Raw genomic sequence first — 24,180 nt, forward strand, 5'->3', positions numbered from 1 at the left:
TTAGCGCGAGAACGTACCGACGTAGCGAGCCTGCTCGATGATCGAGTCGGCGTGCGAAGCAAGGAACTCCTCGCGAGTTGGCGCACCGTCCACAGGCGCGCTCAGCGCGTAGACCCAGAAGTAGTAGTGGTGCTGACCGTGTCCGATTGGAGGCTGCGGACCGAACCATGAGGCCTGCGTCGTACCGTTGGGAGCCTCACGGACGCCATCGGCGGCGAGATCAAGTTCGGCCGCGTCGGCTGGGATGCCGTAAACGACCCAATGCGTAAACCCGTGCGCCAGTGGAGCATCCGGGTCGTGCATGACGACGGCGAGCTCGACGGTACCTTCTGGAGCGCCCGAGAACGAGAGAGCTGGAGCATCGTTGCCCCCGTCCGCTGTGAGCCGGTCGGGAATGCGACCAAGGGCGTCAAAGTCTGGACTCGCGATGGTGAGCTTATCGATGAAGAGAGGCATGGCTTCCTTTTCGGTCAGATGCCGAGAGCGTGAGCGATCTCGGCGGCTACGAGGAGCGGGTGCTCCTCTGGAATGTAATGATCCGCTTCGTCCACGACGACCCAGCGGTCAGCGGCACGATCAGCGCGTGCTTTCTGCCACGCGTCATCGCTCACGATTCGGCTTTTTGCACCACGGAGGTGGGTCATCCTCGTCGGCACGCTGCGGAACTCAGCGTCCCATGGTGTTCGAAATCCCTCGATAAGAAGGCGCATCGCATTCTTATCCGCGCGTGCAACCCAACGACCGTCGGAGTTCTGTTCGTACCCCCATTGAGCGCGTCGGTGGACGGCACCGGGGAGAATCGCGGAGTACCTGGCACGCAGGTACTCCGCGATTTCTGTGGTGTCTGCAAAATCGCGAAATCCGTCAGCAACCCGCACATCAAGAGCGTTAAGCACAGATGCCTCGACGTACGGGGTGTAGTCCACGACAACGGCACCGGTTACGCGCTCTGGATGCTGTGCCGCCGCAACCCAGGCATTGCGTCCGCCGAGGGAGTGCCCGGCGACCATCGCGCTCTCGATGCCTAGGGCATCGAGCACGGCTACGACGTCATCCGCAAAGTCGGGAGCGGTGTATCCCATCCGCGGTTTGTCACTGCGTCCGTGCCCTCGCTGATCGAGGGCAATAACAGTTGCGCTGTGCGCTAGCTCGTCACCTACCGGTTCCCACACGGCGTGATTCGCCGAGGTGCCATGCAGGAGCACAACGGCGGGGCCGGACCCCCGCACGCGGAACGCGATATCAACATCGGCGCCCTGCGTGCGGAAGAGTCCGTCCTCGATGCCTGTGATTGACGGAGTGTGAGTCATCACACTTCGGGAATGGAGGAGAGTGTCTTACGTGCCGCGATCAGGCCGGTGATGATCTCTTTGCGCTTGGCATCGACGTCTCCTGGCCCGTACTCGTACATTCCTCCGCCGGATTTGAAGCCGAGCTTGCCCTCAGCAATCTTGTCGAGAATCAGCTGCGGCGTCTCGGTGCTCGCGTCCAACTCTTTGTTCAGATAGCCCGAGACCGCCTGGTAGATGTCGAGGCCGGCCATGTCGAGCAGACGGGTGGGGCCGATAACGGACAGTTTGTAGCCGATGCCCCATTTGACGCAGGCGTCAAGACCCTCTGGCGTCACAATTCCCTCATCGAGCAGCGCCATGCACTCGCGCAGAATTGCGTAGAGCACTCGGTTCTCCACGAACCCGGGAATCTCTTTTTCAAGCACGGGGACGTAGTCAAACGCCTTCACGATCGCGATGAGCTCGTCCACGAGGGCGGGGTCTGTATCCTCGCCCGGAATGACTTCGATCATCGGGATCAGGTGCGGCGGGTTCGACCAGTGCATCCCAATGAGGCGCCCTGGCAAGGTCATCGTCTTGCCCATGGTGGTAATCGGGATACCCGAAGTGTTTGTTGCGATGATCACGTCGTCGCCGATGCGGGCTTCGAGGTCAGCGAGCACCTTTTGCTTGAGCTCAAGTCGCTCTGGCACCGCTTCGATGATCAGCTCAGTGCCCTCGACTGCGGCGTCGAGGTCGGTGCCGAAGGTGACTGACCCACCGGCTGCCGATGGAGAATCGACCGCGGCGAGAACACCCTGGACGACGCCATATGCGGCTTCCGCGCGTTCGATGGCTTCGTTTGAGATGTCGTACAGACGCACAGTGACGCCTGCACGAGCGAGGGTGGCGGCGATGCCGGGCCCCATGGTTCCGGAACCCACGACGGTGGCGATGCGGGGAAGGCTGCTCATTATCGTTGCTCTCTTTCGGTTGATACGGCTCAGATGGCTGGCGGAAGGGCAACCGGAGAGATTCCGATGCCATGGGCGGCTTCGACGCGCTCAAGACGACGGTTGAAGTACGTCCAGAAGTTATGCTGTGCCTTCGCCGGGTAGATGCGGTCGAATTTCTCCTTCGTCTCCTCGGGGGTGGGCTCTATTGGGGTGAACCCTGAGGCACCGAGGTCGACCTGGAAGCGCGCTGCTTTCTCCAGGAAGATACCGGTGAGAGTCACCTCGGCCACGGTGGAGCCGACAAAGGCGATGCCATGGTTTGCGAGCAACAACGCCTGCGCGTCACCGAGGGAGGCGGCCGCCGCGACGCCGAGTGGAACAGTGGTGATGATGTGACTCGTCTCGGTGAACCTCGGGACGCCCTCGTAGGCAAACCAGACTCCGTGGTTGTTGTATGGCTTGAGTTGTTCGTGAGAAGCACTCAGCAACGTCGAGAAATGCGCATGCGAGTGCCCCACAAAGTTCACATCGGGGCGCGCTTTCATGATCTCCGCGTGGAGCGGCCATTCCAGATGACGCAACCCCGTACCTTCGAGAACATTTCCATCGAAGTCGATCAGAATGAAGTCGTCGCCCTCTACCTCACTGAGCGCGAGATTTCCCCGCTTGAGCCACAGCCCACGCCCGAACGGATCCCGAAAGGAAAGGTGGCCCATCGACATGTCGCCGTGGCCCTCTAGCTCGAGAATCCGATGTGCGCGCGCCACGTCAGCAAGCACGCTGGCGATGGACTGGTCTTCGTAATACTGCGAATGCGTGTACGTCACGCTGTCTCCTCTGGTTGGTCGGTGTCGCCACGGGCGATACTGCTGCTTGTTAGGTCCGGGCAATGACTTCAGCTGCGGTGATGCCACCCACGCGGGCGTTCAGGCGCCCTCCTGTCGCGACTGCCGCGATGATCACCAGTTCATCGGCGCGAGGCGCATCAGGCAACGTCAGCGTGATCGCGTCGTAGTGCGATCGCACATAGACCTCATCTTTGTACGCGAGAGGAATATCGATCGAACTTCCCGCAGATGCTGACTTGGTCGCGGATGAGATCCACGCTTCCCCTCCACCGATGGAGCTGCGCAGTGCATTGCCGAAGACGGTAGTCACGCAAGCAACAACATGTTCCTGCTCACCGTCAAGCCCCGCGATACCGCCCTTGCCGTAGCTCTCCGCTGGACGTCCGCCGAGGAGAGCCAACGCACGCTCTCCCAGCTCGGTGCCCAAGCTGGCGCTCGGGGCGGTGAGCGGAGAGAGGTCTTCGACCCAGCGACCAGAGAAGGGGTTCTTGATGACAACAGCGACTGCCGCTTTGATAAGTGGCAGCTCAGGCGCTGGCCCGACATCGTGAAGCGACTCTTGCACGAAGGAGTGGAACGCGCGGACTTGGTAAAAGGAATCGATACTCATGCAGGAACCTCGTGTCGGTGTGGATCGGTCGGGTTATAGAGGGCCGTGGTCACAGATTCGCCTTGGAACTGGTGCCCCTTAGCCATCTCACGCGTGTCGGCGTACCACTGGGAGCGGTCCTGGGCGAGGTCAGTCAATGGACGCTCAAGCTGCTCCCATTCCTTTAGCGCCTCTGGAATCGAGGCACCGTCGGTCGCAGCGGAAGCCAACGTCCATGCGTTCTGCATTGCGCACCCTGCTCCCTGAGCGAGCGCGGGGCACATTGCGTGTGCCGCATCGCCGATAAGCGCCACCTTGCCTTCGGTCCAACGATCTAGTCGCGTGGTCTGGTAGCCGTAGTAGCGCCCTGGGAGCTTCGCCGCGTCTTCCAACACCGGTGCCAGCTGGGGAAAAACCGACGTCCAGAGCTCAAGGTCGATGGGCACGCGGGAACCTTGCGCGTCGGCGGCGGGAGCCATCAGAGCGATATACAACTCTTGGTCGTTGGCCGGCGTGTACAGCACACGCAGCACCCGGGGTTCAAGGTTCCAGAAGTCGATGACGTTGTCCCACTCGGTGTCTGGCTCGAGCGCTTGCAGTTCGGCTTTGCGACGCGGCACCAGAAAACGCGTGATGCCGTCCCGCGAGCGCTCGCGCTTCAGCGGAACTCCTAGGGAATCTCGCACCGCCGATCCAACCCCATCTGCGCCGATGATCAAGTCGGCCTCTGCCGTCTCCCCATTCGCGAACGAGATCGTCCCGTCGGCGGTTGCTCCGGTGACCTCTGAACCACTCAGAATTTCCACCCCAGCCTCGCGCGCCGCGACGAGAAGCGTCTCGTGCAGGTGAGGACGCGTGAGCGTACGCCAACGGATGCCGTCGAGTGTCTCCTGCGACTGGATGACGTTATTCATCCGCGTCTCGTACGCGGGAGGTGTCATCGAGTTCGACATCAGGTCTGGTCCGGCTTTGATCGCGTCGATCACTTGAAGACTGTTGTTCCACAACACGATGCCCGCGCCCTCAGCGCGCAGCTCTGGGCTGCGCTCATGGAGGCGCACACTCCAGCCTTTCTGGGCAAGAGCTGTGGCAGCGGTGAGGCCCGCAAAGCCGCCACCCGAGACCTCGGCGTGGCGTCGGCGTTCTGTCATGTCGGCGTTCTCTCTTCCTGTCGGTCGCGCGTTGGCGCCGTGGCCGCGATTCTCGAAACTCATAATTCTCACATTCTGAGCAACGATTCTCGCAATGGTAGAGATTCTGCCCTGTACCTCCACTCTCGCGCAAGAGATTTACCGCAATAGGCCGAACGTTTTACGTCGACGTAACGTAAAGCCGGCTCCTGCTACCGGGAATATCGGTTGCAGCATCCACCGCGATCCCCAGACGCATAGGGTTTTCGGATGACTGATGTCGCACTGATCACTGGCACTTCTTCCGGCATGGGGCTTCACGCCGCCATCGAATTGGCCCGGAGCGGTTTCCACGTCGTCGCCACGATGCGCGATGTGAATAGGGCAGACCGTCTTCTCGCCGCTGCGGCTGAGGCGGGCACGACCGTCGACGTGCGTGCGCTCGACGTGGTCGATCACGCTGCGGCAGCCACGCTGGTCTCCGAGATCGAGGCGGAGCTCGGAGGCATCGCCGTGCTCCTCAACAACGCCGGCCGCGGGAGCGTGGCAAGCGCTGAGCAGGCGAGCATGGAGGAAGTGCGCGATCAGCTAGAGGTCAACTACCTTGCCCCGGTCAACCTCACGAAGCTCGTTCTGCCAGGGATGCGCGAGGGCGGCACCGGGCAGATCCTTACAGTCACCAGTGTCGGCGGCGCGGTCGGCCAGCCGTTCGCCGACAGCTACTGCGGCGCGAAGTTCGCGGTCGAGGGATTCATGCAGTCACTCGCCCCTGTCGCCGAGCGTTTCGGCGTGCGGGTCAGCGTGATCGAGCCAGCAGCCGTCGCCAGCGACTTCGTCACCAACGCCGAGCGCACAGCCACCGGAGGCCCGTACGGCGAAATGCTCGACGCATACATCGCGCGCTCCACCGCGGCATTTGCGAATGCACAATCTGCCGAGTCCGCCGGTGCGGCTATCGCGGCGGCCGTTCTTTCTGACGAGTACCGGTTCCGCTGGCAGACCTCCGAGGGCGCCACGGCGTTTGTCGGCGCATCACTGGTCGATACAGACGGCAGCCGCGTGCTCGGCGCCACCCGGGGATGGATCGCCGCTAGTTCTTGAGCATCGCGGCGTACCCGGCTTTGTAACCGGGGTACTCCAGATCTCCCAGCACTGCACGCAGGAGCGCGCCGTCAAGGACGGTGCCAGCAGCAGCGGCCGACACATCGTCGGGCGGTGGGGCGATGTCGAGTGTGCGAGCAATGAACTCCACGACATCGCCGAGCGGCGCAGGTGCCGCATCAACGGCGTGCAACACGGCCGGCGGAGACGGCATCCGCACCAGCAGATCGAGTGCGCGCACGAGGTCCGCATCGTGCACACGATTCGTGCGGCGACGGTAGTTCACTGTCGCGTGCTCGCGCACCTGACGAATCAGAAAATCGCGCCCTGGGCCGTAGATCCCTGCAGGCCGAACGACCACGGCGTCGAACAGCTCGATAGCCGCACGCTCGCCGTCGTAAAGTTCCTGCGCGCGGGCGCTCGTGGGCTCCGGCTCGTCTTGTTCGGTGATCGGGCGCTTCGCTCCCCACCCTTCAAACACCCCCGTTGACGAGACAAAAATCGTACGAGCCGGCGTCTCAGGCAACGCGGCAGCCAGGTGCGTCAGGGCGTTGCGGTAGCCAGCGGGGCCGCTCGGCGGCAGCGTGACCACCATCGCATCGACTCTCGGCAAAACCGTCGAGAGCGGAGCCGAAAGGTCGGCGCGAATCGCGGACACCCCCTCTGGCAGCTCATCGTCACTCCGGCGCAACGCGAACACCTCGCCACCATCAGCGCGCAGCTTCGGGGCGAGGAGCGCTCCGAGCTGACCGTATCCGACGAGAAGAGTGGATGCAGGTGCGGGTAAGAACGAGAAAGTCATCGTTCTCTATCTTCCACCGTCTGTCGCCAAGGGTTGTCAACCCCATGTCACCTCGTGGCCATGCCTTCTAGCCTTCGAAAGACAAGCCGGAAGAAGGAGCCTCATGCCCAGCTCAGAGCACACCCCAGATGAAGAGATGACAAGCGCGGAGAAGCGTCACGACCAGCTAACCTCCGCGCCTGATGCGACAGAGTCCGATGCCGCCCCGCGCATCGAGGTCAGCGAACATAACGGCAACACCCGCATCGATATTGCGCCAGACGCAGCAGTTCGACCGGGGCCAGGGCCTGGCGTTTCGGAAGACGAGATCAGCGACGGTTCCTGAACCACTGGGCAGTCATCCCAGCTTCACAACGCACGGGTGATAATCCAGGCTCGTATGCGATAGAGGTAGGGCATCAGGCCGTAAACCACAATCGGAACAGCACTGGTGACAACGATAAAGGTGCGCAACATCACGTGCAGTGTCGCGAGCCAGTCTCCGAACACAAGATTGATAAGCGTCAGAGTGGGAAACACCGCCATCCAGATCATCAGTGCCAGCTGATGCTTACTAGGTGGCGAAACAATGGCGGGCGTAGATTGCTCGGAAATGACTACTCCTTGGATACGTCTAATGCGCTGCGGCCGAACTGGTCGCAGGTGGAGCCGTCAGCTGTCTGAGTGCCTAGAGCTGTCGGGTTGCCCGAGAGCTGATCTCTCCGTGTCTGCGCCATCTTGGGGTAAGTAGATGAAGAGCCGGAGCGCTGGGAAATTCAGGACCTCCAGAACCATGGGGTCAAAGCTCAGCCTGCCCAGCAATGGGTGCTGACAGACGACGGCCACGTGGTACGAATCACCCACCACTTGGCTTTGCCACAGCTCACGGAATAGTTCTGACACTTCGCAGAGGCCGCGCGCCATGATCTCGAAGCGAGGATCGTCAATAAAGCGCGCCGACTGTGCCCGGAACTGCGCCACTAAAGAACGGGCCACCATCTCCTGACGAACATGCTCCGGATCTATGAAGAAATTGTGCAAAAAGCTGGCCCCGACGCAGGCATCGAAGACGCTGACGGCAGCAGGGTTAATGACGACAACTGTCCACAGGGGATCCACGATGTAGCTGGGATTGGGCGTCGCATCGACCAGTCGCTGGAGAAGATCAAGCCGCTCGGAATCTATCGCTACAGGCTGCTCAGAGGCAGAGTCGCCCGATCTGTCGGGCGAGCGGTGTCCGGCTGCGAGCCGACGGATGTGCGTACGATCCTCGGGGCTAAGCCTGAGCGCATCTTCGATGGACCCAAGGACTTCCGCCGAGACTCCGGCGGCCCGGCCTTGCTCAACCCAGGTGTACCAGGAGACGCCTACATTCGCGAGCACTGCGACTTCTTCACGACGAAGTCCTGGCGTCCGGCGTCGCACGCTAGCCGGCAAACCTAGATCCTCTGGACGAGCCTGTTCCCTGCGCGCGCGCAGAAAGTTGCCGAGGCGTACATGCTTGGAGAAAGACTGGCCTGTATCCATGGGTGCTCCAATAGTCGAAGCGGTTCGCGGGGTAGGCAGCTACTATCCGCTTCGCTCTTGTTCGGAGCGGACGTCGAGCTGTGCGTATTCCTCGGCCGCCAGGCGCACGGCCTCCGAGGTAGCCATACGTGGCTCCAGGGCAAACGAGGATGCTATTTGTCGGATTCGTTCCTCAACCGAACCCGAGACCACGTGAAACGGAATACTCAGTTCACTCATGGTCTGTTGCAAGATCGCGTCGGACATGTTCCGAAACTGATCGTTGACTGGGCGGTGGCCGTCGGCCGAAAGCGGCAGCTCATTCTTCAGGTGAACGAATACATCGAAGGAGTTCTTGACATGCCTTTTGAAGCTCACACCGAGGCTTGCCATCACCTCCTCGAAGAAGGCGAGTTCCGGTGTCTTCTCTACCGTCTCTCCTGCCTGCAGCTCAGCCGATGCGCTCGGATTCAGACCAAGCGAGACCCGCACGGACCCGTAGATCCATTCCTGCAAGGAGGAACCGTCTGACACGAATCCGTCGGAAAGCTTGTCCTCGTACACGGCCCGTTCCACATGTCGCGTCACAATCATCTGGATGAGTTCCGCGGCCGTGCATTCTTCGAGGGACTTACCCGGTGCGGCTTCAGGCAGTATCTCCCGCATAGTCCTGGCCTTTGTTCTTGGCAGCCCCGTGTAGTTCGCCAAAGCCATCGATGTGAACGTCTTCCCCGAAGAGTAAGTCCCTGAAATGCCGATGCGCATTATGTCTCCCCCTAATCGCTTGCGAGCTGGGCGGCGCCAACGGCACTGAGCCTGTTTAAGAACCCAGATGTCGCACCGGCAAGCTCGACCTCGGCAACCTTGCGCGTACCATCCACGTCACCGTTGAGCACAGTCGGAGCAAAGCGAACGTGCGTGACGTCTTCGATGCCTACGAAACTCAGCCAGTCGGCGAAGAACGTGGTGCTGAAATCAGATCCGAACGCGGCCGGCACTCCAGGGGCGTAAACACCACTGGTGTGGATGGCAACAGCCTGCTTGCCCTCCATCAAACCGCTATAGCCCTTTTCTGGATCAAAGCCGAAGCTCCAGCCAGGCTGGGTAATGATGTCGATCCACTGTTTGAGGACGTAGGGAACACCTGCATTCCACATAGGAATGTTGAAGACGTAGGCATCCGCGGCAGCGAACTGTTCAAACACGGCACGGGCCGATTCCCACGCGATGAGCTGCTCCGGCGTCTGGTCCTGACCGGAGAAGACAGCCATCTTCGCGGCTGCCGCGGTTGTACCAAAAGCAGGCAGGGCCCCATCGTCGAACAAGTTCAACGTGTCCAACTTGATGCCACTCGTACCGGCGGCCTGGACCGACCCAAGGAAGTACCGTGCCAACCGAAGCGACTCGCTGTTGTCGCCGCGAGGTGAAGCGTTGATGTGGAGGATGGTAGCCATTGGCTTCCTTTCAAATCTCTGCGAACGAGGCGCAGTGTGCCGACAGGCACGAGCTTGATCGAGATACCTGGGCTATGTAAGAGCGCACTAACTTGTGCCTAGGGCACCTAGAGGTGCCCTCTCCCGCAACTTTCAGATCAGCCGATACGGGACATCGGACTCGTTGAGGCTGTAGCATCACCCGAACCGGGCACAGATTGGAAACATGACTCTTACAGCCAATCAACGACGTCAGAGCGAACAGAAGCACCACAACGCCTCTTTGGACCTATGTCCGGCCCGACTATTGCTTGAGCTGATCAGTGGAAAATGGGTGACGCTTGTGTTGCTCGCGTTGGTCGACGGTCAACAGCGCCACCGTGACCTTCGAAAGAAGATTCCGGGCGCCAGTCAGAAAATGCTCACCTCTACGTTGCGCTCGCTGGAACGCGACGGTTTGATTTCTCGCTACATCACCGTTTCAGTCCCCGTGCGCACAGACTACGAGCTCACACCCCGCGGTCATTCGCTTCTCCAGATCGTGTTCGACATGAAGGAGTGGGCGGAGGAACATATGAGCGCCATAGGTTCATCGCGCGTAGAGCACGATGAACGCAAACCCACCTTCATCTAGGGCCAGGCCTTCGGCATGCACCTGTTTTGCCTGCATCATGCGGGCGGAACCACCGCAAGTTTCGCTGCCTGGCGCTTTCCCGGAATCACGGTCACGAAGCTCAGCTATCGAGGAAGAGACTTCAGCTCGGTGTCTGAAGCTTCGGATGTCATTGCCCATCAAGTTGCCGCATCACCCTCGCCATCGTTCGCCATCTACGGCCACAGCATGGGGGCAATCCTCGCGTTTGAGGCCGCTATCCGGCTCCAGGAAAGTGGACGCGTGAATCACGTCTTCCTGGCTGCCTCTCCTCCACCGTCCATGAATCCGGAAGGTGGAAACACCGATGCCGATCGTTTTGGTGCAATGTCGGAGCGTGCGAGGGAGGTCTTACTCGAAGACCTTGCCCTGTTGGCGACGTACCCCGGTAGACCTCCGATGGGACAGCTCAAGGTGCCGGCAACCATCTTCTACAGCAGCGACGATCTCGTGGTGTCTGCCTCAGAGTTCACAAGGTGGGCTTCCTGGTGCGCGATGACACCTCGACTGGTAGACGTTTCGGTCGGTGGCCACCTGTTTCACCGCACCAGTTCGGACGTACTGCAGGTTGTGGAAGAAACCCTTTCCCCTGGAGCGCACGTCGTTTCCGCGTGATCGGAAAAGTGTGACGATGTAGCGCATATACGAGTTTTGACTAAGTGGTCGACAGTGCCAGCTTCTCTGTCAGCTTGCTTGCTACGGCTCTGGCATTTCCGGCGTCTGACAGTTCAAATTCGTCGATACGCACACCGAACCTAGTACTGAGAACCACAGCAGCCTCAACAAGGGACAACGAGTCGATATCGAGGTCGACGAAAGGGTCGTCCGGTCCCATGTGACTGAGGTCGTCCATGGTGGCACGAATCGAATCGATGACATCTAGTGCGGAAATTTCCATTGCGTTCCCCTTTTTTCTGCGCGTGACCCCGAGCTCGTCGGCGCCACAGTGATCCTGCAGGGACGGTCCCGGCAGGGTTGAAGTATCCGCCTCTAGTGCGGATCAATGACTGTGACCACTGGCCAGGTCATGGCAATGGCCCCCCAGGTGATTCCACCGCCAAAGGCTGTGAGGACCACCTTGTCTCCCGGGGCCCTATGACCCCTTAACTCAGCATCGGTCATCGCCAAAGGAATCGATGCGGCCGAGGTGTTGCCCACTCTGTCCAAGTGAATTTCGACCTTCGCGGTTGACACTCCGGCAACTGAGGCGACGGCGTTCAGTATCCGCAGGTTCGCCTGGTGCGCGACCAACGAGTCCACGTCATCTGCCGTCCAGCCAACCTTGGCAAGCACGGTGTGCACGGAATCAGACATTGCAGACACTGCCTGTGTGAACACCTCCTTGCCTTGCATCTCAAAAAAGGCCCCGTCTCTTCGTGGCACCTGGATGAGCGTCTCCCCTGTGCCGTCGGAATGGAGCGTGGACGCCAGGACAGCCCCGGGCTCGTCGGCAGTTCCGGCAGAAAGGTAGGCAGCGCCTGCGCCGTCTCCGAAGATGATCGCTGTCGCGCGATCCGTGGGGTCGATCAAGCGGGTAAAGGTATCCGCACCGATAACGAGGGCCGACTCCACGGCTCCAGAACTGATGGCCCATGATGCCGTGGCCAAGGCATACACAAATCCCGAGCAGACAGCGGAAACGTCGTAGGCCGCGACGCCACGAATCCCGAGGTTGGCTGCCACCTTCGGCGCCGTCGCCGGGCAGACCTTATCCGGAGTTGAAGTCGCCACGATCAGCAGATCGGCGGATCTGACACCTGCGCTGGCCAATGCGCGTTGTGCGGCGGCGGTAGCCAACCCGCTCGTAGTCTCTCCGGCTTTGGCATGGCGGCGTTCCACGATGCCGGTCCTGCGTCTGATCCATTCGTCCGAGGTGTCCACAAGGCTGGCTAGCTGCTGATTGGTAACAACTCGCTCAGGAAGTGCACCACCCAATCCCCTAACGACTGCCGATACCGCACTCATCGCTCGACGCCTTGCGCCTGGAGATCGCGGCGAGCGGGGAGGCGATGAGTCACACTGCACACAACTTCACCATCGTCGAAGGTCCCCACAACGTCGGCGCAGCGCCACGAACCGCCATCCTTCTCGATCACGCGGTTGTTGCGGAGGTGCACGCCCAGACCAATGCCCGGTTCACCAGCGCGCCGATGAGTCGGCCGGCTGAGCGCCATACGAGTCTTTCGCATCCACAGTGTGTTGCTGTCCGCGCGGGCCAACGAGTCGAAACGGTAGAGCAAGACTTGACCCAGCTGGAGGGTCGCAACAAAGTACTCGATGGCGGAAAGACCGTGAGGATAGGCCGCCTCTAAGCCGCGTCTGTCTATCCCCTGACTCCAGGGTGTCTGGTGGCGGAACGAAAGCTGAGCGTGGACGGTTCCTTCCTGGGCGCTAAGCCGAACGTCCTTGAGTGAAACGTGTCGGTCTGCCCAGAGGTCGCCGTATAGACGCGTGCCTGCAGCACCGACCAAGTCCTCCTCAGACGAGGATCGAACCGCCAAGAGCTCCTGCTCAAAAGAACTGTGAATCACTTCTATCGTGGCAGTCATGGAGGCGACCGAACACGATAGAACCGATGAAGATCCGTTCGCAGCGCCCTGCACTCTCGCCAGACAGTCAAGACGGTCCAACGTTCCCTCAACTGGTTCGCTTCCGCCGGAAATGCTGACTGACTTCAGATAGGCCCCTATCAAGATCTCCGGGGAGTATCGGCTGGCCAAGAGAGCCTCAGCCATTTTGCAGGCGAGGACAAGCACATCCGTGGTGCCTAGGTGCGGGGTCTGCTCCGACTGGCCCTTGACCGACCACAGCCCCTTCATCGCCAAGCTTGCGTGGGCTGAGAGCGTGGACTCCGAAGCCGTGTGAGTCACGCGAAGATCGTGCAGTTGCGGATTAGTCGATTTGTAGCCTTGACTGAAGAATCGATAACTCCCATCGCCTAGAAGATCGTCGATACACGCATGCACTTCAATGTCCGAGCACGCTGCGAGTGCCATAAGTTCTCCCTAGATCATCATCGGCGGTGGTTGAAGCATCCGTCATCCACGGTCGTGATAGCCAGCACCCACTGATGGTGGTGCTGGGAGAACCACCCTGCGATCCAAAACAACGAGTGCGGCGGAAGCTGAAGGCGCTTCACTCAGCTTCACGTGTCTCTAGGGTCATCAAAACCCGCACGGGGCATAGTGCCAGCCGCGAGCGGGCGGTACACGCCGCCCCTGACTGAACGCAGCCGGAAACGCTTACGCGAGTTACTCGGCTGCGGGCTCCACGCACACGATCGCCGCGTCGGTGATCGACTGGTGGTACTGCTCTGCGGTGAACGGGAGGCCGAACTCCGGAGCAGTCTCGCCTTCTGCTGCGGGAGCCTTGGAGGCAATAGCGGCGAGCTCCCACGAGAGCTTCTGCGCGAAGCTCGACGCTGCCGTCGAATCGTTCAACACAACAGCGACCGTGAACCCGGTCGTCGGGTCAGAGTAGGCAGCCGTGGCATATCCCGGGGTCCAGCCGTGCTGGCCGATCATCGACCCCACCAGGTACGCGCCACCAGTGGCCTGGTACCAAGAAGGGCTCTTCTCGCTCACCGGAAGCGGTGCACCGTAACGGTCGGGGTTCTCCTGCGTGCGCAAAGCCTGCTTTGCCTCGGCCTGTGCGTAGCGACCGAGGTCGGTGATGTTAGAGACGACGCCGGAATCTGTGAAGCCGGTGCTCGACGAGAGCGTGGTGATATCGACAGGGGCCGCGCAGTTGTATCCACCCTCAACGGCGGACATATAGTGACCGCTCATCGGGGCGTCTCCGGCTGGCGGTGCAGCCGCGGCGCCGGGAAGCGACGTGTCAGGCAGATCGAGGGGGTCGGCGACGTACTCTTCGATCAGCTCCGATGCCGTCATCCCCGACGCCCGCTCCAGCGCGAGCCCCAGGAGCAGGTAGTTCGCATCAGAGTCGCGATACGTCGTCTGCGGAGCAAGGCGTTCACGAGCGAGTCCGTAGCCGGCGAGCTCCAACGGAGCCCACACGCGCTCAGGGGTGTTGAACCAGGCCGACTTCACTGTCGCCTCAGACGATCCGAGCCCACTGGTGCCGTTACACAAATCAAGCAACGTCACGTCGGTGAGGTCGGCAACGCCAGAGACGTAGTCGGGGACGGCGGCATCGAGCTCAACCGTTCCCTCGTCGTACAGGGCATAGAGCACGTCGCACGTCATCAAACGCGTCACATCAGCGATACGAAACGACATATCGGTGGAGATTTCGCCGCCGCCGTCGCGCTCCTGTGTGCCGACTGCGGTGACCCAACTGCCACTCCACGGAGCCCAGACACCCACGATTGCGCCGGAAGCGCCAGACGAGGCGACAGCATTGTCGACCGCTGCTTGCATCGCCGCAACGGTGTCATCGGGCAGTGGGCCATCGACCTGAGCCGGTGGCGTATACGTGAACGACTCTTCGGATGAGCACCCGGTTAGAGCAAGAGCAAGCACGGCCGCCGTGGCCGTTGCGGCGCGCCACCGGCGCGACGAGAGAAGCTGCATGGAAGGAACCCCCGAAGACATGTCTACCGATTCTAGAGCGCAGATGCTGAGAGCGCGCTCGGCGACAGCCCACCGCGACGTACTGTGGGGTGGTGACCCACACTTTCGATGCCGATGTGATTGCCGCTGTACTTCGCCATATGAACAGCGATCACCACGATGACAACCTGCTCATCGCTCGGGCTTTCGCCGCCCCCTCTGGCACGGAAATTACCGACGCAGTGATGACCGGGTTCGATGGTGACGGCGGAGTGTGGCAGATCAGCCGCGGGGCAGTATCGGAACTCCGCGTCCCCTGGCCAGGCGGCCCGATCAGCGACCGCCCAGCGGTGCGCCGAGAGGTCGTCGCGGTGTACGACGCCGCCTGTGCACGGTTGGGCATTGAGCCCCGCCCCCACGCATAGTCACGTTGCGACCAACGACGCCGTACCCCTTTCGCCAAAGGTAAGGCCAGCCTTACACTAAGGTCATGCCCGAGATCCTCTCTTTCTCCGCCGCCCTGCGTGAGCGCTCGTCCGGATCGCATTCCCGCAGCGAGACCGCCGGCTTCATGTCCGACCTGCTCAAGGGTGAGGGCTCACGTGAGGATTACATCTCACTCGTCGCTCAGCACTACTTCATTTATGAGGCACTGGAGAGCGCTGGCGCGCGCATGCGCCAAGACCCCGTGGCTGCCGTCTTCATCAGCGACAAGCTCACCCGGCTGCCGGCGCTGGAAGCCGACCTCGAGTTCTTGCTCGGAGCACACTGGCGCACGCAGATTACTGCACTCCCCACCACCAAGCGCTACGTCGAACGTATCCAGCAGGTCGGGGCGACCTGGGCAGGCGGTTTCGTCGCCCACCACTACACCCGCTACCTCGGCGACCTCTCTGGCGGCATCTTTATCGGGCGCATCATGGCCCGCCGCTTCGGGTTCGAAACCAACGGCATCGGCTTCTACCTCTTCGACGACATTGCCGACCCTGCCGCATTTAAGGACGTGTACCGCGAACAGCTCGACGCTGCCCCGTGGGACGAAGCGGAGCGTGAGCGCGTGATCGACGAGGTGCTCCTCGCCTACCGGTTCAACACTGAGCTGTTCGAAGACCTCGACCGCGCTCGCGTGGCGGCGTAGCCCTTCGACAGGCTCAGGGACCACCCTTCGACAAGCTCAGGGACCACCCTTCGACAGGCTCAGGGACCGGGGGGCGACAGGCTCAGGGACCGGGGGGCGACAGGCTCAGGGACCACCCTTCGACAAGCTCAGGGACCGGGGGGCGACAAGCTCAGGGACCGTGGGTCGCTGAGCTTGTCGAAGCGTCGCACGCCGAGGGTCGCTGAGCTTGTCGAAGCGTCAGTCGGACGCGACCTCGGGCGTCGACGCAGCCAACCACGCGTCACGCATAAACCGACGCACGTTTTCATCCACGCGGATGTCCCGTGGCCGCAACGCGCGCGACAGGTATAGACCGTCAAGCGACGTCAACCGGCTCAGGGCAACGTAGGTCTGCCCTGGAGCAAACGCCCCGGCGCCGAGGTCGATGATCGCGCGTTCGTAGGTTTTGCCCTGCGATTTATGGATCGTCACAGCCCACGCAAGACGCAGCGGGAATTGGGTAAATTCGGCCACCACATCCCGCGAGAGCTTCTTCGTGCTCTGGTCGTACGCATAGCGAAAACGTTCCCACACGGCTGGCTCCACATCGACCTCTTCACCGTCGATATCGACCCGCACTGCCCCACCAAGAATCCTCGTCACTGTGCCGATAGTGCCGTTTACCCAGCGAGGCGGCTCTCCTGACATGGCGGTGTCGTTGCGCAGGAACATCACCTGCGCGCCGACCTTCAGTTTCAGCTCTGATTCTGCGGGCAGCGACGCTTCACCACGTCCGAAGTCTCCGCTGACTTCGGCACGTGCCGTCTGCTCTTTGCCGGATAGCGCCTGCAGATGGCGGCTGTTGATGCTGTTGACGATGTCGTTGCGGGTTGCCAGCGTGATCATCGGAACCTCGCCCGGTTCCGGCTCAGGGGGTGTGCGCGCGCCCTGCGTGTTGAGCACCCCGGCGATCTCTGCAGTAACTCGTCCGTACCGCACGGCATTGAGCATCGATTTGAATCCGTCGTCTGACTGCCTGTGGATCTGCACCAGCTCGCGCACATGCAGCTTCGCGCTCATGTCGACTTCAAACAGCCCCGCCTGGTCCGACGAGCCGTACCCCCGTGCCCCTGAGCCGGCCCCCTGGGTCCCTGAGCCGTACCCCTGGGTCCCTGAGCCGTACCCCTGGGTCCCTGAGCCTGTCGAAGGGCCAGCCCACACCTTCGCGTCAAAGAACCAGAACGAGCGGTAGTGGTCCTCGACGTAGCGGGCCTCGTCGCCGCGTGGCGGCACGGGGGCGAGCTGGTACGGGTCACCGAACATCACGACCTGCACTCCGCCGAACGGTTCGCCGCGGCGCCCTCTCGCCTGCCGCAGGGATCGGTCAATCGCATCCATCAAATCGGCGTTGACCATAGAGATCTCATCGATCACGAGCGTCTCGATGGCATTCAGGATGCGCCTGGTCGCATCGTTCTGCTCGATATCCGCATCACCAATGAGACCGATCGGTAGTCGGAACAGGGAGTGGATCGTCTGCCCCTCCACATTCAGCGCAGCAACACCAGTGGGCGCGCAGATAGCGATCTGCTTTTTCGTCTCCCAGGCAAAGTGCTGCAACAGCGTCGATTTGCCTGTGCCAGCGCGTCCTGTGATGAAAACATGTTCACCGGTGTCTTCGATGAGTCGGAACAGCTCTTGCTGCTCCTCAGACAGGGCGGGAAGGGACACAACACTCACAAGGGCCAGCGGACGGAAAACGGGGCGCCACCCATGCTATGTCCCGGCTTCTATACACGCCCACCGACGCTCGGCATCCCCTCAGGACGCGCTCCTAGACTGGCGCCATGGAGCGGGCTCGCAAGCGCACGCCCCGGCGGTCGCGCCTGGGCGTCGATCTGGCGATTCTTGGCGTCATCGGCGTCCTCCTTTTCGCCGCCATCGGCGCAGGCGGTGTGACGCTCTATCAGCAGTTCTACGGGCCTTCCGCGTTCGTGACCCGCTACCTCGACTTACTCTCGTCTGGCCGCGCGGCCGACGCGCTTCGTGTGCCCGGCGTTGCCATCGACCGCGAGACTCTCGAGAAGGCCGGTATCGATCCTGCGGCGTCTGAGGCGATGCTGCGTCAAGCGGCCCTCGCCCCGCTGACCGATGTGGTCGTCGAATCCGAAAAGCCAGGAGAAGACACCACTGCCGTGACCGTCAGCTACGAGGCGAGTGGTCACGCTGGTTCGAGTACTTTTCTTATCGAGCAAGACGGCTGGGTGGGGGTAACGCCCAATTGGCGCTTCACCACCAGTCCCCTCGCGGTTGTCGATCTGACGGTGCGCGGCTCTGACCAGTTTGCCGTGAACGGCTTCGAGGTTGACCGCAGACAGGTGTCAGCCGCCGGCAAAGAAGCAGCAGGGCTCGACCCGCTGCCGCTGCTCGTGTTCACCCCTGGCCTGTATTCCGTCACCGTAGATACCGCGATCTCCACTGCGTCCGGCTTCGGCGTGCTTGCAGACACTCCGCTCGCCGTGACACCGCTTGATGTGCAAACTACGCCGACCGATGAGTTTGTGGCTGTCGTGCAGCAGCGGGTGGACGGATTCCTCGCGGAGTGCGCGACACAAGAAGTCCTCCAGCCGACCGCGTGCCCCTTCGGTCTTCGGGTAACCAACCGCATTGCGTCGCTTCCCCAGTGGTCCATCGTCACGCAGCCGGTGGTCACCGTGTCGCCGGACGGGGCGCAGTGGCGGATCCCAGAGACCGAAGCCGTGGCGCATGTCGAGGTCGAGATCCTCTCGCTGTTTGACGGTTCAGTGCAGCAGCTATCAGAGGATGTGCCGTTCCTGCTCGACGGCGAGATTGTGATTCTTCCCGATGGGTCCGCATCGATCAGGGTCGGGTCACCTGGCGAGCCTCCCGTCGACTAACGGCGCGAACTCGCGGCTCTACTGCTTGCCCTGCGCTTCGCGGCGCTGATCCCGCTCGGCCAGCGCGGCGAGCTTGGCGTTGTACTCCTCAAGCTCAGCATCTCCGGTGCGATCAGCGTTCCGATCGGTACGCTTCTGCACCTTCGTGTCGTCGCGGCTCCACTGAATAGCGACCGTAATCGCGACGATCAGTGTGGGGATCTCTCCGATCGACCAGGCGATGCCACCGCCCACATACTGATCTTCCATGGGCGTCGCCCCCCAGTCGCGGCCCATCGCGCCGAACCAGTCGGCGACCATCAGCCCCTCCTGCATCATGATCGCGACGCCGAAGAAGGCATGCATCGCCATCACAGCGATCAGCGTGATCAAGCGCCCTGGGTACGGCAACCGATATGGCACCGGATCGATGCCCACCAGGCTCATCGCGAACAGGTAGCCCGTGATCAAGAAGTGGATGATCATCCACTCATGGCCGAGGTGCTCGAACATCGACCAGCGCACGAGATCGGTGAAGTAGAAGGCCCAGAGCGACACGATGAAGACCGCAGCTGCGACGAGGGGATGCGTGACGACGCGGGAGAAGGGCGAATGCACCGCCCACATGATCCACTCGCGACCGCCGCGGGTTCCATCGTCGCGTTTACGGATGGCGCGCAACGCGAGCGTGATGGGCGCACCGGACACCAACAACAGCGGGATCGCCATCGACAGCATCATGTGGCCGAGCATGTGCACGCTGAACAGGTACTCCTGGTACGCGTTGATCGGCCCGCTGGTGACCCACACGAGCATCAGCAGTCCGAGCAGCCAGAAGACTGTGCGGTAGATCGGCCAGCGGTCACCGCGCAACCGCAGGCGACGGACACCAGCCAGGTAGAAGAACACCCCGAAGCCGGCGGCGACCACCCAGAGAATATCGACATCGGTCGCCGTGAACCAGCGCTCAAGTGTGAACTCAGGCGGCAGAAGCGAGCCAGTGAGGATCTGGGCTGGCGTTTGCAAGAAAGCCGCGGTCTCACCGGTGGGCGGAGGCGTGCGCGCCAGCGCGGCTGCAGCACCGGAGGCGAGTCCCATCAGCGAGACCTCGCACAGCACGAGCAGCCAGAACCAGCCTGCTGCCCGCGGCCCTGCCAGCTTGGGAATCAACCTGGCGCGATACCAAGCACCGAGTATCCCCATCCCGATCAGCAGCACGACCTTGGCCAGCACGATCCAGCCGTACGGGGTGGTCCACAGGGCCTCCCAGTCCCCCACAGCCACAATCGACCGAGTGACGCCTGAAACAGCGACCACGGCGAAGGCTGCAATCGCCAGCGAGGAGTAGCGAGCAACGAGCGTCGTAGGAGTGACGTCTTTACGCCCGCGCAACAGCACGAGCAACAACAGTCCGCCGAGCCACACGGCAGCACCGACTGTGTGCAAAAGGATCGAGTTCACCGCGAGTGCGTGCCCGGAGAGATCTCCCGCGTGGCCCTGGGTGGCGAGCGGGAGGAAAGAGGCAGCGGCAAGGAGCGCTGTGAGGAAGGTCGGCGTCCAGGAGCGCCATGCAAACGCGAGCACCGTGATGATCGCACCGAAAATTGTGGTGATGAGCCAGGACTGCCCGAGGGGCAGCTCCAGCAAAAAGCGGCCGAGTTGGGTACCGAACTCTCGCTCAATACTGAGCTGGGGGTTGAACGCGGCCATAAAGGCCAAGAATCCGGTCAGACCCGCAGCGACCGTGAAGACAGCGGCGCCGATAGAGGCAATGTTCAACGCCGCATCGAAGGAACCGTCACCCGCGCGGAGGCCGAACAGTGCCAGCACCAGCGAGCCGAGCATGACGGCGGCTGCGATGTTCATCACGAGCCTGGCGATCGGTGTTCCCCAAAGCACGAAGGGGCCAGGGTCTTGGAGCAGAGGCGGCTCAGCGCCACCGCCGACGATAAGTGCCCACACCACAGCCACCAGCGCAGAAGCGAGGAGGATGCCTACTCCAGCGACTCGATACGCCGTGGCTCGGCTGGTTGTTGCGGCGCGAGAACTCACCCCTCCAGCCTAGGCGCGCGCGGCGGGGAGAAAGCACGAAAGCCGCCCCCGAACGGGAGCGGCTTTCGACAGGGTGCAGTCTTACTTGACGGCAGCCTTGAGCTTGGAACCAGCGGTCACCTTGACGCGCTTGCCTGCCGGGATCTTGATCTCGGCGCCGGTCTGCGGGTTGCGGCCGGTGCGGGCTGCGGTGTCGACCTGCTCGAAGGAGATCCAACCCGGGATCGAGACCTTGCTGCCCTTGGCAACAGCGTCAGAAACCGTGGCGAAGAGCGAGTCGAGAACACCGGAGACGGTGGCCTGGCTCTGGCCCGTCGCGCTTGCGATGCTCGCGACGAGTTCGGTCTTGGTGATGGACTTGTCAGCCATGTCATCCTCCAGCGACGAAATCCCGTCGCATCGTTGTGGGAAAACGGAGCGGATGCTCCTGGTCTTGCGACCGCCTCGAATGTACCAACCACCACCCCCATTTCCGCGTCATTTCGCGGGTTTTGGGCAATTACATGGCGTTTCGTGTCACTTTTGTCACTCCAGTCACAGATTTCGAGGCTTTCGAGCCCCAAATCCTCCTCCCTCCTCCCTCTCTCCGGAGGAGAACGCACCCCCGGGCGGAGCCTCCTGAGCCGCATCTCCGCCGTAGGGAGAGGTGTCCGCCCGAGCGCTCACGGCGCGATGTGCAACCGCTGGCCGATCGCGATGAGGATGGTCTGTTGCACGCTCGGCCAGTGCCGCATTAGTTGGTCGTAGCCGATGCGAAGCACGTGGTATCCGTGCAGCTTCAGAAGCGCGTCGTGCGCGATATCGCTTGTGCGTTGCACGCCGACGTGGTGGCCACCGTCGATCTGAATGATGAGTCGCTCACCCAGCAAGAAGTCGACGCGATGCCCGTGAATCCACATTTGCGGCACAATCGGGATCCGCAGCCACCCCAGGCGCGTGAAGAAGATGCTCTCGGTGCCGGAGTCTGCAAACGGGCGAGCGTCATCGAGGAGGCGACGTGCGTGCGGAGGCAGAGGCAGCCGTTCAAGCGCGCCCGGATCGACGAGCCGTTGCCTTAGAGCGGATTCCCACGTAGCGAGTGCGCTCTCGTACGGTTGGCACCGCGCCACCAGCGTGAGCGCGTTCTCAATCGTGTCTTCGCAGGAGTCTGGATCGCGTGGAACGACCGGTTGGCTCCAGTGGATGACGCCACCCGCCGATGTTGCGTGACCAGCTTTCGGCGGAGCCGCCACGTGCAGCGACGAGGCATCGAGTACCCAGAGGCCTTTCCGCTCGGCAAGAGTGATGCAGCTGAGCACCACACCCTGTCGCGCGGCACTGATGAGGAGCGGATCTGCATCGGGCAGCGCCACCCATCTTCGACGAACCGATAACACTCGCCGCTCGCTCGTCGCCAGCCGCAGTGCATGTGCTGTCACCCCCGCCCGCTTCAACGCCTCGACTCGTGCGACACCGCCGCGCTCTCGCAGAGCTTTGAGGGGATCCATCCGACGATGATGCAAGACCCGCGACCGTCCGCGCATCACGCGCCCCGCGCTCGGTGGAGTAACCCCCGCAGCCTCCTCCTGTGCACGAACGCTCTGCGGGAGGAGAACACTCCCTCATGAGGAGGTTCTGGGGGCAGGGTTCCTCCGTAAGGAGAGAACTCCTCCGGACGGGGTGGACGATGGGGATGGGGACGAGGAGAGGAAGAGGGACAGGGGACGCAAAAGGGGCGAGGATCCGAAGATCCTCGCCCCTTTTAGTCCCTGAGGGACTGAAGTGCTTACCAGCTGGACTTGGTCACGCCGGGCAGCTCGCCACGGTGTGCCATGTCACGGAAGCGGACACGCGAGATGCCGAACTTCGTGAGGACACCGCGGGGGCGACCGTCGATGACGTCGCGCGAACGCACGCGAGCCGGCGACGCGTTGCGCGGCAGCTTCTGCAGGCCGAGACGCGCGGCCTCGCGGGCCTCGTCAGTGGCGTTCGGGTCGACAAGGGTCTTCTTCAGCTCGGCGCGACGCTCTGCGTAACGCTCGACGATGACCTTGCGCTGCTCGTTGCGAGCGATCTTGCTCTTCTTAGCCATTGATCAACGCTCCTCTCGGAATTCGACGTGCTTGCGGATTACCGGGTCGTACTTCTTCAGCACGAGGCGGTCGGGGGTGTTGCGACGGTTCTTCTTCGTCACGTACGTGTAACCCGTACCTGCCGTGGAACGCATCTTGATGATCGGACGTACGTCCTGAGCCTTCTTGGCCATTAGAGCTTCACACCCTTCGCCTGGAGGTCCTTGACCACGTTCTCGATGCCGCGGACGTCGATCACCTTGATGCCCTTAGCGGACACGTTGAGGGTGATCTTACGACCGAGCGACGGAACGAAATAGGTCTTCTTCTGCACGTTCGGGTCGAAGCGACGCTTCGTCCGGCGGTGCGAGTGCGAGACGTTGTGACCAAAGCCGGGAACAGCTCCGGTCACCTGGCACACTGCTGCCATGATGGTGACTCCTTCTATACCGTGAGGCCGGACGGCCTCACCCAAGATCCCTTGTCTGCGCGTCACGGCCCTTCGACAAGCTCAGGACACAGAAACACGCGAACTACGCACAGGAGTGTGCGCAGACGAAGAAGAGCCTACCAGACTCTTCCCTCAGCTCTCGACGGCCTGAGCACCCCTGCCCCATCGGAATGTCGACACCGTCGGGTCGCCATCGATCCAGAATCGCCAGGGAAATGCTGCGGTCCCCGCGATACCAGCGACGCCGACCCGTGGGCCTCGCGCGATGCCGGTACGCGGAGCGCCTAGCCACAGCTCGGCTCGTGCCCCCTCGCGCAGATCCCCGGTGAGCGCATCAATACCGTCATGGCGCGGATGCCGCAGGCCCACCGCCTGTCCGAGCCGGCCTGGCCCTCGGGCAAGATCGCGAAGAGCGATGCCTCCCAGCGGCAGAGCAGCCCCGCGCCGGTGTGCGGCGGCTTCCACCCCGTCCACCACTTCTCCTGCACGCAGGAGCACCCCATCGCCCTGACCCTCTGGCCCACACACCACGTTGACGCAGGAGTGGATGCCGTGGCTTAGATAGACGTAGAGATGTCCTGGCGCGCCCCACATCGTCGCGTTGCGCGCCGTTCGCCCCATGCGGGCGTGCGAACCAGGGTCAGCAACGTCGCCCGTTCCCTGCCCGTGATAGGCCTCAACCTCGGTGATCCGCAGTCGCACCGCAACCGGCTCTGAATCATCTGACGCGACAGCAGAGCGGGGAACGAACGTCCGTAGTTCCCCGCCGAGCAATAGCGGCGCGATGTCGACAGCCGATCCGCTCAGCTCCGAACGAGTAGCGCGGCGCAGAGCATCCTGCGAAGGCAT

The 24,180-nt window shown here is 62.1% G+C and carries 30 protein-coding genes; 7 read left to right on the plus strand and 23 right to left on the minus strand.

Annotated elements, in window-relative coordinates; all coding sequences use genetic code 11:
• From AB0O87_RS02290 to AB0O87_RS02315, 6 genes are read right to left on the minus strand one after another with little or no spacing between them, the layout of a single operon-like run.
• A complete protein-coding gene (locus AB0O87_RS02290; RefSeq protein ID WP_363511342.1) occupies positions 1 to 456 on the minus strand; it encodes a YbhB/YbcL family Raf kinase inhibitor-like protein in 456 nt (151 codons plus the stop codon).
• Between the two features lie 14 nt (positions 457 to 470).
• Entirely contained in the window at positions 471 to 1,310 is an 840-nt protein-coding gene (locus AB0O87_RS02295) for an alpha/beta hydrolase (protein ID WP_363511344.1), read from the minus strand.
• Positions 1,310 to 2,245: a 3-hydroxyacyl-CoA dehydrogenase NAD-binding domain-containing protein gene (locus AB0O87_RS02300; protein WP_363511346.1), complete on the minus strand. Its 936-nt coding sequence runs from the start codon at positions 2,243 to 2,245 to the stop codon at positions 1,310 to 1,312. Before AB0O87_RS02300 ends, AB0O87_RS02295 begins: the two co-directional genes overlap by 1 nt.
• A 29-nt stretch (positions 2,246 to 2,274) precedes the next feature.
• Positions 2,275 to 3,054 carry a class II aldolase/adducin family protein gene (locus tag AB0O87_RS02305; protein ID WP_363511348.1) on the minus strand — a complete coding sequence of 260 codons (780 nt, stop codon included), beginning with the start codon at positions 3,052 to 3,054 and terminating at the stop codon, positions 2,275 to 2,277.
• A 49-nt stretch (positions 3,055 to 3,103) separates the two neighbouring features.
• The gene (locus AB0O87_RS02310) at positions 3,104 to 3,685 is read right to left on the minus strand and encodes an amino acid synthesis family protein (RefSeq protein ID WP_363511350.1); all 582 of its coding nucleotides are present in this window, start codon (positions 3,683 to 3,685) and stop codon (positions 3,104 to 3,106) included.
• Positions 3,682 to 4,878: an NAD(P)/FAD-dependent oxidoreductase gene (locus tag AB0O87_RS02315; protein WP_363511352.1), complete on the minus strand. Its 1,197-nt coding sequence runs from the start codon at positions 4,876 to 4,878 to the stop codon at positions 3,682 to 3,684. Before AB0O87_RS02315 ends, AB0O87_RS02310 begins: the two co-directional genes overlap by 4 nt.
• A gap of 186 nt (positions 4,879 to 5,064) precedes the next feature.
• Here AB0O87_RS02315 and AB0O87_RS02320 point away from each other — a divergent pair, with 186 nt between their 5' ends.
• Entirely contained in the window at positions 5,065 to 5,895 is an 831-nt protein-coding gene (locus AB0O87_RS02320; RefSeq protein ID WP_363511354.1) for an SDR family NAD(P)-dependent oxidoreductase, read from the plus strand.
• Here AB0O87_RS02320 and AB0O87_RS02325 read toward each other — a convergent pair.
• Positions 5,885 to 6,697, minus strand: coding sequence for a sugar nucleotide-binding protein (locus AB0O87_RS02325; RefSeq protein WP_363511356.1), 813 nt, complete (start codon positions 6,695 to 6,697; stop codon positions 5,885 to 5,887). The genes AB0O87_RS02320 and AB0O87_RS02325 overlap by 11 nt on opposite strands.
• A 103-nt stretch (positions 6,698 to 6,800) precedes the next feature.
• Here AB0O87_RS02325 and AB0O87_RS02330 point away from each other — a divergent pair, with 103 nt between their 5' ends.
• Positions 6,801 to 7,022, plus strand: coding sequence for a multidrug transporter (locus AB0O87_RS02330; protein ID WP_363511358.1), 222 nt, complete (start codon positions 6,801 to 6,803; stop codon positions 7,020 to 7,022).
• 23 nt (positions 7,023 to 7,045) lie between these two features.
• Here the strand turns inward: AB0O87_RS02330 and AB0O87_RS02335 are convergent, their stop codons facing one another.
• From AB0O87_RS02335 to AB0O87_RS02350, 4 genes are all read right to left on the minus strand, one after another.
• Positions 7,046 to 7,222 (minus strand): hypothetical protein, encoded by a 177-nt coding sequence (locus AB0O87_RS02335; protein WP_363511360.1) that lies wholly within the window; start codon positions 7,220 to 7,222, stop codon positions 7,046 to 7,048.
• A 126-nt stretch (positions 7,223 to 7,348) separates the two neighbouring features.
• Positions 7,349 to 8,203 (minus strand): helix-turn-helix transcriptional regulator, encoded by an 855-nt coding sequence (locus AB0O87_RS02340; RefSeq protein ID WP_363511362.1) that lies wholly within the window; start codon positions 8,201 to 8,203, stop codon positions 7,349 to 7,351.
• 42 nt (positions 8,204 to 8,245) lie between these two features.
• On the minus strand, positions 8,246 to 8,947 hold the full coding sequence (locus AB0O87_RS02345; RefSeq protein ID WP_363511364.1) for an AAA family ATPase: 702 nt from the start codon (positions 8,945 to 8,947) through the stop codon (positions 8,246 to 8,248).
• A gap of 11 nt (positions 8,948 to 8,958) precedes the next feature.
• Entirely contained in the window at positions 8,959 to 9,636 is a 678-nt protein-coding gene (locus AB0O87_RS02350) for an NAD(P)H-dependent oxidoreductase (protein WP_363511366.1), read from the minus strand.
• Positions 9,637 to 9,841: 205 nt separating this feature from the next.
• Here AB0O87_RS02350 and AB0O87_RS02355 point away from each other — a divergent pair, with 205 nt between their 5' ends.
• Both AB0O87_RS02355 and AB0O87_RS02360 read left to right on the plus strand, forming a co-directional pair.
• Complete coding sequence (locus tag AB0O87_RS02355) at positions 9,842 to 10,249, plus strand: helix-turn-helix domain-containing protein (RefSeq protein WP_363511368.1); 408 nt, start codon at positions 9,842 to 9,844, stop codon at positions 10,247 to 10,249.
• A gap of 15 nt (positions 10,250 to 10,264) precedes the next feature.
• A complete protein-coding gene (locus AB0O87_RS02360; protein WP_363511370.1) occupies positions 10,265 to 10,882 on the plus strand; it encodes an alpha/beta fold hydrolase in 618 nt (205 codons plus the stop codon).
• A 40-nt stretch (positions 10,883 to 10,922) separates the two neighbouring features.
• Here the strand turns inward: AB0O87_RS02360 and AB0O87_RS02365 are convergent, their stop codons facing one another.
• The 4 genes from AB0O87_RS02365 to AB0O87_RS02380 all read right to left on the minus strand — a co-directional run bounded on the left by AB0O87_RS02365 (position 10,923) and on the right by AB0O87_RS02380 (position 14,823).
• Positions 10,923 to 11,165 (minus strand): acyl carrier protein, encoded by a 243-nt coding sequence (locus AB0O87_RS02365; protein ID WP_363511372.1) that lies wholly within the window; start codon positions 11,163 to 11,165, stop codon positions 10,923 to 10,925.
• Positions 11,166 to 11,257: 92 nt separating this feature from the next.
• Entirely contained in the window at positions 11,258 to 12,232 is a 975-nt protein-coding gene (locus tag AB0O87_RS02370) for a beta-ketoacyl-ACP synthase III (RefSeq protein WP_363511374.1), read from the minus strand.
• Positions 12,229 to 13,263 (minus strand): AvrD family protein, encoded by a 1,035-nt coding sequence (locus tag AB0O87_RS02375; RefSeq protein WP_363511376.1) that lies wholly within the window; start codon positions 13,261 to 13,263, stop codon positions 12,229 to 12,231. The genes AB0O87_RS02370 and AB0O87_RS02375 overlap by 4 nt, the downstream gene beginning before the upstream one ends.
• Positions 13,264 to 13,518: 255 nt before the next feature.
• Positions 13,519 to 14,823: a serine hydrolase domain-containing protein gene (locus AB0O87_RS02380; RefSeq protein ID WP_363511378.1), complete on the minus strand. Its 1,305-nt coding sequence runs from the start codon at positions 14,821 to 14,823 to the stop codon at positions 13,519 to 13,521.
• 71 nt (positions 14,824 to 14,894) lie between these two features.
• On the opposite strand from AB0O87_RS02380, the gene AB0O87_RS02385 reads away from it, so the two are divergent.
• Both AB0O87_RS02385 and AB0O87_RS02390 read left to right on the plus strand, forming a co-directional pair.
• Entirely contained in the window at positions 14,895 to 15,206 is a 312-nt protein-coding gene (locus AB0O87_RS02385; RefSeq protein ID WP_363511380.1) for a DUF2470 domain-containing protein, read from the plus strand.
• A 65-nt stretch (positions 15,207 to 15,271) separates the two neighbouring features.
• Positions 15,272 to 15,919, plus strand: coding sequence for a biliverdin-producing heme oxygenase (locus AB0O87_RS02390; protein WP_363511382.1), 648 nt, complete (start codon positions 15,272 to 15,274; stop codon positions 15,917 to 15,919).
• Between the two features lie 219 nt (positions 15,920 to 16,138).
• Here AB0O87_RS02390 and AB0O87_RS02395 read toward each other — a convergent pair whose 3' ends face one another.
• Positions 16,139 to 17,611 carry a DEAD/DEAH box helicase gene (locus AB0O87_RS02395; protein WP_363512878.1) on the minus strand — a complete coding sequence of 491 codons (1,473 nt, stop codon included), beginning with the start codon at positions 17,609 to 17,611 and terminating at the stop codon, positions 16,139 to 16,141.
• A 116-nt stretch (positions 17,612 to 17,727) separates the two neighbouring features.
• Here AB0O87_RS02395 and AB0O87_RS02400 point away from each other — a divergent pair, with 116 nt between their 5' ends.
• Positions 17,728 to 18,798 carry a hypothetical protein gene (locus AB0O87_RS02400; protein WP_363511384.1) on the plus strand — a complete coding sequence of 357 codons (1,071 nt, stop codon included), beginning with the start codon at positions 17,728 to 17,730 and terminating at the stop codon, positions 18,796 to 18,798.
• Positions 18,799 to 18,816: 18 nt separating this feature from the next.
• On the opposite strand, the gene AB0O87_RS02405 is transcribed toward AB0O87_RS02400, so the two are convergent.
• The 7 genes from AB0O87_RS02405 to AB0O87_RS02435 form a co-directional block, all read right to left on the minus strand.
• On the minus strand, positions 18,817 to 20,829 hold the full coding sequence (locus tag AB0O87_RS02405; RefSeq protein WP_363511386.1) for a cytochrome c oxidase assembly protein: 2,013 nt from the start codon (positions 20,827 to 20,829) through the stop codon (positions 18,817 to 18,819).
• A gap of 81 nt (positions 20,830 to 20,910) precedes the next feature.
• Positions 20,911 to 21,198 (minus strand): HU family DNA-binding protein, encoded by a 288-nt coding sequence (locus AB0O87_RS02410; RefSeq protein ID WP_017203554.1) that lies wholly within the window; start codon positions 21,196 to 21,198, stop codon positions 20,911 to 20,913.
• 293 nt (positions 21,199 to 21,491) lie between these two features.
• Positions 21,492 to 22,316, minus strand: coding sequence for a DUF559 domain-containing protein (locus AB0O87_RS02415; protein ID WP_363511388.1), 825 nt, complete (start codon positions 22,314 to 22,316; stop codon positions 21,492 to 21,494).
• A 278-nt stretch (positions 22,317 to 22,594) separates the two neighbouring features.
• The gene (rpsN, locus tag AB0O87_RS02420; RefSeq protein ID WP_046014936.1) at positions 22,595 to 22,900 is read right to left on the minus strand and encodes a 30S ribosomal protein S14; all 306 of its coding nucleotides are present in this window, start codon (positions 22,898 to 22,900) and stop codon (positions 22,595 to 22,597) included.
• A gap of 3 nt (positions 22,901 to 22,903) precedes the next feature.
• On the minus strand, positions 22,904 to 23,074 hold the full coding sequence (rpmG, locus tag AB0O87_RS02425) for a 50S ribosomal protein L33 (protein WP_363511390.1): 171 nt from the start codon (positions 23,072 to 23,074) through the stop codon (positions 22,904 to 22,906).
• Entirely contained in the window at positions 23,074 to 23,310 is a 237-nt protein-coding gene (rpmB, locus tag AB0O87_RS02430) for a 50S ribosomal protein L28 (RefSeq protein WP_017203559.1), read from the minus strand. The genes rpmG and rpmB overlap by 1 nt, the downstream gene beginning before the upstream one ends.
• A 153-nt stretch (positions 23,311 to 23,463) precedes the next feature.
• Positions 23,464 to 24,180: a DNA-3-methyladenine glycosylase gene (locus AB0O87_RS02435; RefSeq protein ID WP_363511392.1), complete on the minus strand. Its 717-nt coding sequence runs from the start codon at positions 24,178 to 24,180 to the stop codon at positions 23,464 to 23,466.

Source organism: Microbacterium sp. NPDC076768 (genome assembly GCF_040687205.1).
In the GTDB taxonomy this organism is placed as follows: domain Bacteria; phylum Actinomycetota; class Actinomycetes; order Actinomycetales; family Microbacteriaceae; genus Microbacterium.